The organism is Brevibacterium daeguense (genome assembly GCF_021729135.1).
Taxonomy (GTDB): domain Bacteria; phylum Actinomycetota; class Actinomycetes; order Actinomycetales; family Brevibacteriaceae; genus Brevibacterium; species Brevibacterium daeguense.
On the sequence record NZ_JAJTWW010000032.1, the window covers coordinates 1 to 2,305 of the forward strand.

Consider the following 2,305-nt stretch of genomic DNA (forward strand, 5'->3'; position numbering starts at 1 on the left):
CCGGGGATTGCGCAGCACCTGCTCGCCGGTGCCCTCCTCCACCAGCCAACTTCTCCGAATCTTGGCCAGCATTGAATACCTATTTTGTATCACTGAGCGATACAAAGTAAGCATGAGCGTGTGTAAAGTTTGACTAGAGCTTAGATTGTATCGCTGAGTGATACAATTTCCTCACTATGACGCCGAACTCAGTGATCGCAAAGGTAGCAGATCTCGCTGCTGGTCAGTGGGGCCTACTGACCACCCGTCAGGCTGCCCATCAAGAGATTTCACGGCTGCAGCTCTCGCGCCTCGCAAGAGCGGGAGTGATAGAACGCGTAGGGCACGGCGTCTACAGCATGGCCTCGAACAATGACCCGCATGTCACCCTTCGAGCTGCTTGGCTTACGCTCGACCCTGACCTCACCGCGGAAGAGCGACTTTCACGCATTCCCGAGACTGGAGTCACCTCCCATGCCGCTGCCGCTGGTCTCCACGGGCTTGGAGATCTACTCGATGATGAGCCGGAGTTCACGCTTCCGTACCGCAAGCAGACAAGCAGAGCCATTAAGCTGCACAAGGCCGAGCTTTCATCGAGCGACGTAACCCTTGTCGAAGGACTCCCGACCACCACAGTCGAGAGGACTATTCGAGACCTCCTCCGCGAAGGGAACGACACCGACCTTGTCGCGCAGATTCTTGGACAAGCAGTCCGCCGGCAATCAGTCGACATCGCTAGTCTCGCGAGCAGCCTCGATTCAATCGCGTCTCGATTTGGTCAGCCTGACGGGTCCTCATTCGTGGAGTATCTTCTCGACCTGACGGGGCTCGGTTCGAAGACTGCTCTTCAGAGCCTGGCCTCATCCGACGCAGGCAGAGCTCTCGTTGCTGCCGGTCGCGCCAGTATTGTCCAGGAACTGCTTGGTCAATCGGGCCTCGTCAGCGTTGGTCAGAAAGCTGCTGACTCCGTAGGCATTAACAAGCTGCTGGAGAGCATTGCGCCAACGCTGAGACTAGATGAGCTCCTAGCAAGCGCGCGGCAGCCCGTGACTGCGCGTCTCGCGGAGAGCTTTATGCCGAAGACAGACTTCATGAAGTCAACAGGGCTCAGCAACGTAGTGACATCGCCACAACTTAATGTTCTCCTCAAGGAGCCCGCTCGGGAGCTGATAGGAAGCGATCAGGACACCGACGCGGGAACCACTGAAAACGAGGCACCGGACGAAGGTCGCGAAGCTTGACTGAAGGCGGTTACAGCAGTGGCCGCGCAATCTGGAGCGCCGCCACCGATCGGGCCAAGAACATATCGAAGAAGACAGGAGCACCTGTAAATGAGATCCTTCGACGATTCATTTACGAACGGCTGCTCGCCCGCGTCTTCTTGCAAAGTAACAACGAGTGGGTGCTCAAAGGCGGCACAGCTGTCCTTGCCAGAGTCCAGGATGCTCGAACCACGAAAGATATCGACCTCCTCGCCGAGTTAAATGACCTCGACGCTGCCGTCGACGCGCTTCGACGCGCCGTGGAAACCGACCTTGGTGATCACTTCCGCTTTGTGATCGCCAAGGTCGAAAGAACGCTCAATGGACAGGGGCAACCCGGAGTAGCCGGTTGCTCGATCACATTCGATCCATATGTTGGTACCAAGAAACACAGCACAGTTAAAGTCGATCTCGTAGTCGGCTCTATCATGACAGCGGACCCGGAAGAGCGCGTGGATACGGCGATCAAGATGCCCGGTATCAGACCTCCCAAACTCAAGCTCTATCCTGTGGCGGACCATATCGCCGATAAGCTTTGCGCAATCCAAGCCAAGTATGGTCAGGCCAGCGGCCGCGAATCAGGACGAGCCAAAGATCTGGTCGACCTGGTTGTATTCGCCCGCACGAGCAGCATCGAAGCGCAAGACCTCCAGGCGGCGATTGTCGCCGAGTGGAAGTTCAGAGGACTACCGGCCGAACCTCAATTCGCTCCTCCAGAGGTATGGAGACAACAATTTGGTCTCCTCGCCCGAAAAGTTGCAGCGTGCGGAGAGTTCACTTCTTTCGATGACGCTTGCAGCCTCGTCGCTCGATACCTCGCTCCTGCTCTGGTAGCGCATGCTGTCGATTATGGTCGCTGGTTGCCGGATCACTTGGGGTGGGCTGGACTTCTTGATCCGTCGGACAGACCCTAGTCCTCAGCTTGAACGATGACGCAAAGCTCCAGCGGCGCGGCTGAGGACCGGTTAGGCAGCTGATTCGGACTTGCTCAGACAGGGCAAGCGGACCAGCCGTCCGACCTACCGCAGCGCCCGGGCCACCTCGCGGCGCTTGGCCTGCTCGAC

2 protein-coding genes are annotated in these 2,305 nt (G+C 57.7%); both read left to right on the forward strand.

The genetic code is table 11. The features are described 5' to 3' along the window. The first annotated feature begins 176 nt into the window (after positions 1 to 176). Positions 177 to 1,220, forward strand: a complete 1,044-nt coding sequence (locus LXN01_RS15930; protein WP_236866820.1) for a type IV toxin-antitoxin system AbiEi family antitoxin domain-containing protein — start codon at positions 177 to 179, stop codon at positions 1,218 to 1,220. Further along, a complete protein-coding gene (locus LXN01_RS15935; RefSeq protein ID WP_236866823.1) occupies positions 1,217 to 2,155 on the forward strand; it encodes a nucleotidyl transferase AbiEii/AbiGii toxin family protein in 939 nt (312 codons plus the stop codon). The genes LXN01_RS15930 and LXN01_RS15935 overlap by 4 nt, the downstream gene beginning before the upstream one ends. The last annotated feature ends 150 nt before the right edge of the window (positions 2,156 to 2,305 follow it).